General features: G+C 57.7%; 6 protein-coding genes and 1 pseudogene. 4 read left to right on the top strand and 3 right to left on the bottom strand.

The annotated features are described in order from the left end of the window. Positions 1-1188: 1188 nt before the first annotated feature. A complete protein-coding gene (locus B5V02_RS21195) occupies positions 1189-2181 on the bottom strand; it encodes a glycosyltransferase (RefSeq protein ID WP_111546062.1) in 993 nt (330 codons plus the stop codon). Positions 2182-2385: 204 nt separating this feature from the next. Beyond that, a complete protein-coding gene (locus B5V02_RS21190) occupies positions 2386-2601 on the bottom strand; it encodes a hypothetical protein (protein WP_111546061.1) in 216 nt (71 codons plus the stop codon). Between the two features lie 369 nt (positions 2602-2970). Here B5V02_RS21190 and B5V02_RS41175 point away from each other — a divergent pair. Then, positions 2971-3095 (top strand): annotated as a pseudogene (locus B5V02_RS41175) (IS630 family transposase); the annotation flags it as partial. 164 nt (positions 3096-3259) lie between these two features. Here B5V02_RS41175 and B5V02_RS21180 read toward each other — a convergent pair. Beyond that, a complete protein-coding gene (locus B5V02_RS21180) occupies positions 3260-3910 on the bottom strand; it encodes a class I SAM-dependent methyltransferase (protein WP_111546060.1) in 651 nt (216 codons plus the stop codon). A 467-nt stretch (positions 3911-4377) separates the two neighbouring features. Here B5V02_RS21180 and B5V02_RS21175 point away from each other — a divergent pair, with 467 nt between their 5' ends. The 3 genes from B5V02_RS21175 to B5V02_RS21165 form a co-directional block, all read left to right on the top strand. After that, positions 4378-4935 carry a sugar transferase gene (locus tag B5V02_RS21175; RefSeq protein ID WP_167458597.1) on the top strand — a complete coding sequence of 186 codons (558 nt, stop codon included), beginning with the start codon at positions 4378-4380 and terminating at the stop codon, positions 4933-4935. Between the two features lie 144 nt (positions 4936-5079). Beyond that, positions 5080-6027, top strand: coding sequence for a polysaccharide deacetylase family protein (locus tag B5V02_RS21170; RefSeq protein ID WP_167458596.1), 948 nt, complete (start codon positions 5080-5082; stop codon positions 6025-6027). A 230-nt stretch (positions 6028-6257) separates the two neighbouring features. Further along, the coding region (locus B5V02_RS21165) for an NAD-dependent epimerase/dehydratase family protein (protein ID WP_146606118.1) at positions 6258-6502 on the top strand (245 nt) is incomplete at its 3' end.

Here is a 6502-nt window from a genome sequence, read left to right as displayed (position 1 = left end):
CGGTCGTAATAGTTCGCCGAGGCCCAGTCAGTGCCGTCAGCCGCCCAGTGGCTATCATTATAGGTGGCGAAATCCTGCTCATACCGCGCGAACGCGCCCCCCAACGAAGACGACTCCGAAACCGAAATGATCGGACCGACAAGCGAGCTCAGTAAGTCGGTTCTTGACATTCGGCCCCCGCAGCAACGTGACGAGCCCGTGATCAGGCGGAGCGAACACGCGCGCTCGACATTTTGGGTTCATACTGAGCCGGAGGCCCCAATAGCTCGTTCAACCAAACGTTAAATTCTTATGGATCGGCCGAAATATTAGGGTGCGTGTTCCCCGGCTAGCTTATCCGTCCCATCAGCGGATCTTCGCGCTTGCGAGATCAAGTACTTGCGTCGGTCCGCTTGCTTGCGAACCGGCTGTTGGAGCATCAACCTTGGATCCGAGTTCGACAGGAGCGCTCATCCCGATATCCAGCAACAGCACCGTTGCGAGACCCTCCGCCAGTAAACCCGGATCGTGAGCGATCTCCAGTTTTCATCAAATCTCGCGTGCTTGGCGAAGTACTTTCGCAGGTTTGGAAGGAGACACCATAGGCCAGGTTCTACGGGGAGCGCCCGCACGACAGAGGCATCCGCCGAGCGATACAAATATCAGTGGGAGCCTGAGACAGACCGTCGTCTCCAAGTGGAAGAACCGGACATCGGTAGCCAATCTAGCCGACAGGCCCGCGGGATCCGCCGGTACATTCTACTGCCCTGGACGATTGCTCCATGCGTTGCAACCCAGATCCCACATCTGACCCGTTCGACTCTGCATCGCTGCCTGCAGCGCATGATATCGGCAGGCTCCTGAGGTCGAGGGCGACAAAGACTGCCGATTGAGTTCATCCACATCCACTTCGCCGAGGTGCAGACGGCCTCGAAGTTCGCCTCTGCTTGTCGAGAAGGCCACCCGGGGCTTCAGCCTTCCTGAGGCTATCCAGCTTCTTCGCTATGCGGACGGGCTGACGATGCAATATTTGCCGTTCGCTAAGCCGCTGCCTGTGGTTCAAACGATGGGGCGAAGCGCCCGGACATCCGTAGCGATGACGGCCGAGATGACACGATGGTCGCCCTTGCCGGCTGCGCCAGCAATTCTGCATGAAGCGCGGCTGGCATCGGAATCCAGCCTTCGAAAACGTCTTGAGTCCCGACGTTTCTAAGCATTCAGCAGCTCGACGGTTTTTCGAAACACGCGCTCCAACAGTTCCGTTTCGCCGCCCAAGCTCAAGGCATAACGTTGGCCGGCTGCCGCTACCCGTTCGCGCAACTCCTGATTTTCCCAGGCCTCGCGGATTGCTCTCTGCAGCGCGTCCGGATCCTCGGGTGTCACCAAAATGGCCTGCCCGGACCTGAGCAACTCGGACGCTCCCGGGCCCTCTGACGTAATCACGCATTTACCAAGGTACATGGCGTCCAGATAGGTGCTGATGCCTGAGGCGCAAAGGCTTGATCTAAGCGTCGGGATCACCACGACCTTGGCTCGGGCGAGATTGCGCACAAGATCTTCGTCAGAGCCTGTATCCGCAAGCAACTCCAGATTGGCCGGAAGATTGTCCGGAGTCCATGCGAAATCGGCGGCGCGATTCTCGAATTTCCAAAAGCTGAACTCCGGGATGGCTGCCGGATACGAAAGACGCGAGATCGCCTCGATGAACGACCCGTAGTCTCTTTGGGAGATTCCCATTGTGAATACATATGTCTCCTCGATAGCCAGCGACGCCGGGCCGGCATTCCAGATATTGACCTTGAACGGGATGTAGGCGCTGCGATCGGGACCTATTCCGTAATGAAGCTGGTATCCGCGGAGATCCTTGAAATAATGAATAAAGTGATCGACTCGAGAGAGAAGCAATCGTTTGAAGATGAGCGCCATTTTTTGTTTAGGACTCTGCGCCTTCCGAAGAACAACATCGACCGCGACGATGGGCTTTCGTTTCCACGGGAATATCAAAAAGTATAAGACAAGCCTAAAGATGACAGAAAGCGTGCCGTTGACCACGATCGCGTCGGCGCTGGGCAGCGCAGTAAGAATCTCGCGGATTCCCACCGCGCGTATCAGACGCACTTCCTTTCCCCCCTCCAGAGTGAGGCACTCGGGGCTGTTCTCGAAGTCAGTCACCAGGCGGAGGCTCATGTCCGAGTTTTGCATCTGTCGGGTCCGCTGTCTCCGAATTTGACCAGCGGCCTGAAAAAGGGTCGACAAAATCTAATCAGCTTGAGAGCCGGCGTCCATCGATTCAAGGGCGGCCCGGAATATGTCCACTTGGCAAGAGACGGCGAATGCGCGTGCCCAGAGCGCACGCGCAGAGGCTTAAGGGACCTCCTCCTCAGCTCGGCGCCAGAGGCCGAACCTTCATAGGCCCCTTTCGCCCGTTTCAGTTTGGCCGCCGGAATTCGGCTGTGCGGAGGACGTCCGGTATCGCTTGCTGAGAAACACGCTGGCGAGCAGTGCCATCAAAACGCCGCCGCCTGGTGCGGCCAGAAGTGCAACGGTCCAGCCGAACAAGGGGGTGATGACAGCAAAGGTGACAAACTCCCCGATTATTGCGAACATCAGAACGAAAATCATAGCTGCGTCCGTGAAATCACACGCGGAAAACCAAGGCATTTAGGTTCCTGAAGAACTGGTCGAGGCGCCGTTGTCGATGCCAAGCCAGAACGCCGCCAGTTTGCAGCAATTCTGAGGACACCGCCATAATAATTTGTCAAGGCAGGCCCCGCGAGCAATAATAACCCGCGTCAGACGAACGTCGCTGGTATGTGATAGCTCACCTAGCTGGAAGCCGACGCGGATGTCCAGTTCCTTGACTCCAATCATAGCGGCGCAGGTAGCCGTCGCCGTTGCTCTCGTTGGGACGAGGGCACCGAACCTTGACCTTCGCGCGGACAACCTCGTCGGTTCCCCACCCGAACAGCCGAATCGGTTCGGCGTGGCGGCTCTGGCCTTTCAGAGGCGATCGAGACGGCCGGTGCGAGACTCCTCGTTCTCCCGCCCTATAGGCCCGACTTCAATTTCATCGAGATCGCCTTGCCAAGCTCAAAGCGCTGCTGAGAAAATCCGCCTAGCGAGCCGTGGACCGCCTATGGATCGCAATCTGCCGTCTCATCTCTAGCAAATCGCTGAGACGCGCGAAATACTGTGCCGCCGCGGGGTAAGATCCAGCATGATCAAACGCTGTTCGTGTGGCCGCGTCGGATTCAGAATCTGATACGGCGGCGGGATATGCTTATTGCCGTTTCTGAGCCTCGACTATGAGCTGGTTCGACCGCGTGCCGGCCGGCAAGGGCTCAAGACCGGAAGCGCTGAGAAGCTTCTGGAATCCAGCACGGGTCTGTACGGTCTCGCAATGGCCCCGGATCCGAAATTGCCTGCCAAAGAGGCGAAGCGAGCCACTATTGAGCGCGACGAAGCAGCAGAAGGCCAAATCCCGTGCCTGTCCCCTGAGGAAATCCTCGCCGATCCGCTTAGCCAGCATACCAGGTGGGTGCAATGCGGCCCAGAACTTCCCGCTAGGCCGCAGCACTCGGGAAATTTCTGCAAGGGCGATGGGGATATCCATGTAAGGCATAGCGACGCGCGAGAACACAAGGTCGAAACTTGCATCCGGAAAAGGCAGGTGCTCGCCGGCGCCGAGGACAAGATGGATATTGCTTCCTACGATTTCCCGACCGGCCATTATCGCCTCCATGTCGGGGTCCACGCCCCAGGCTTCGATGCCCGGGTTGAGTCGGAGAGCCATCAAAGTCTGCCCCATGCCACAACCAATATCCAAAATGCTTTTTGCTGCACGTGGCAGCTGAGGAAGAGAGTGGCTTGGATGCGTGGCATCGAGAGCAAAGGCCAGCTCTCGACGATGATACTCCACCCCAGCGCCCATGGCTCGCTCCGGAACGCGGTTGATGTCCAATTGGGGCCGCAAAAGAAGGCAACTGGCTTCTGAAACCAGGCCTGTGCAGCTTTGCCGCGCAGTGAGCAGGATACATCTTCCTGGAGGATCACTCAACGTTCTCCCCAGCCCTGTGTCGCCAATTTTGGTGGTGCAGACCGCCTGAAGGTCATCCAGGACAGTCGCTGAATCGCAACCATGTCTTCAGGTTGTGCCAGTCGGTGGTGCTTCAGCCGCAGTGGCCGCGGGCAAGTCAAGATATTAAATTTGGTAATCCAAAGTACTGCTTTTGGATGAGGTAGCCGGCATTTCTACCCACGCGCGACAGACCTAACTATCGTCTTGGGACGCCAGTCAAACCAGGACCGAGACCGATGAACGGTCGATCTTTTGTATGGCTAGCCGGGCAACGAACCGGCACTGTGCTACGCCCCACTTATGCCACTGTCAAGCGTGCGATGGATATTCTGTTTGTCGCTCTTGCTGCTCTGCCTGCTATTATGTTGATAGCAGCATGCGGGCTTGCAATCCTGGTCCTAATGGGCAAGCCAGTTTTTTTTGTCCAGAACCGAATAGGCAAGGGAGGGCGCATCTTTCGAATGTGCAAGCTGCGCAGTATGCAGCAATGCCAGTCCGGGATGGCTGTGGCCACAGCCATAAACGATCCCCGCGTCACGCCCTTTGGTCGGTTTCTGCGGCTTTCCCACCTCGATGAGCTGCCACAGCTATGGAACATCGTCAAAGGCGACATGACCCTGATCGGGCCGAGGCCTGAGCAGCCGGAGTTGGTAGAAGTCTACAGGGCCGAACTGCCCAGTTACGATCACCGGCATTCGGTTGTGCCGGGGCTAACGGGATTGGCGCAGGTCTACTATGGCTACGCGGCCGACGTAGAGGGAACGCGGATCAAGCTGGAGTATGACTTGCAGTACGTGTCCAATTTTGGCCCCGCGATCGATCTGAAAATCCTGGTGCGGACCATGCTGGTCTATTCGAATCTGACCTATGTCCGTTGAACATGCGTGGAGCGCTGATTGATGCTCAGAGCGACGAAGCTTATGGCGTTGCGGGCCGCCCGATCCGTAGGCGGCTGTGCCGCACTACGGGGAAGCCGATGGCGTAGAGAGCGCCTCCTGATACTGTGCTATCACGGTATCTCCTTGGCCGACGAGCACTGCTGGAATCCGGAGCTATACATTCCCGGCAATCTGTTTGAACAGCGGTTGGCGGCCATTAGCGAGCAGGGATACAACGTGCTTCCTCTCGATGATGCACTTAATCGACTATATGCTGGCGAACTGCCCCCCCAGTCGCTTTGCCTGACTTTCGACGACGGTTTCCATGATTTTGCAGCCGTCGCTTACCCGCTGCTCGAGAAGTATGGGATTCCGGTGACGGTGTATCTAACGAGCTTCTACTCTAAATATCGGCGACCAGTGTTCGATCTCATGTGCAGTTATCTGTTGTGGAAAGCTCGCGACCGCACTCTGGAGATGGCTCGGCTCCGCATCGCAGAACGCTCCGTCGCTCTTGCGCAGCGCGGCGTTCGGCAAGACGTTGCGGCCAACATATGCCGCTTCGCGAATGAGAATGGCTATTCCGCCGATGACCGAGACGAGCTTTTGTGCAGACTCGCATCCGAACTGGGCGTCGACTACAATGCCCTTGTCGCTTCCCGCATCCTGCAGATTATGTCAGCGAGCGAGTTGGTAGATCTCGACCCTGGGCTCGTGCAAGTCGAGCTGCATACCCACAGACATCGTGTTCCGCTCGACAAAGTTCTTTTCCGGCGCGAGATCCGCCAGAATCGAGATTACATTCGCCTCGGAACTCAAAGACGAATGGTCTCGACCCATTTCTGTTATCCAAGCGGTGTTACAAGCCCCGTCTTCCTTCCTTGGCTGCGCGAGCTTGGGATACGTTCCGGAACTACCTGTCGCCCCGGTCTCGCTTGCCGGGCCGATGAGCCGCTCATGCTACCGCGTTTCCTGGATATGTGCGGGGTCTCGTCGTCCGAATTCGACGGTTGGTTGAGCGGGCTCGCGAGCAAAATGCCCAGGCGTCGGCTCACTGATCCAGAGCCGACGGCGAGCGGTATCCTTGTTTGATGTATTGTCGCTCCTCGAAGAGGCGATCGGGGATCCCAAGCGAGCGATTCGGTGATCAAATCCGAGCCGGAACGAGATGATTGGCGGGTCGCCGTGGGCAGCCGAGGGCGCCGACATCGTCGCGCAATTGAAGGAAGGAATGCCGGCCTGCACGTGCTTTGCAAGGACCTGGGAGTGGTCTACGACATCGCGGATATGTTGCCCAGGCATGTTACGGACGGGCGCTTCGGATGAAGGTTCTGGTCACCGGCGCAGCCGGCTTCATCGGCTATCACGTATCGAAGCGTCTGCTGGAGCGCGGCGACGAGGTTGTCGGCATCGACAGCGTCAACAGCTACTATGATCCGCAGATCAAAGAGGCGAGGCTGCGGCTGCTGGAGGAAACGAGCCGCAAGACCAATGCGGGCTATCATTTCATCCGCGGCAATCTCGCCGACAAGAGCGTGGTCGACGGCTGCTTTGCCGAGCACGCATT

The organism is Mesorhizobium kowhaii, from assembly GCF_003253745.1.
Lineage (GTDB): Bacteria > Pseudomonadota > Alphaproteobacteria > Rhizobiales > Rhizobiaceae > Mesorhizobium > Mesorhizobium kowhaii.
This window is presented reverse-complemented; position numbering and strand designations above follow the sequence as displayed.

What these genes read in the sequence shown, in the direction of transcription:
- B5V02_RS21195 (WP_111546062.1), bottom strand. Translation starts at nt 2,181, where the DNA reads ATGCAAAACTCGGACATGAGCCTCCGCCTGGTGACTGACTTCGAGAAC.
- B5V02_RS21190 (WP_111546061.1), bottom strand. Translation starts at nt 2,601, where the DNA reads ATGATTTTCGTTCTGATGTTCGCAATAATCGGGGAGTTTGTCACCTTT.
- B5V02_RS21180 (WP_111546060.1), bottom strand. Translation starts at nt 3,910, where the DNA reads ATGGGCGCTGGGGTGGAGTATCATCGTCGAGAGCTGGCCTTTGCTCTC.
- B5V02_RS21175 (WP_167458597.1), top strand. Translation starts at nt 4,378, where the DNA reads ATGGATATTCTGTTTGTCGCTCTTGCTGCTCTGCCTGCTATTATGTTG.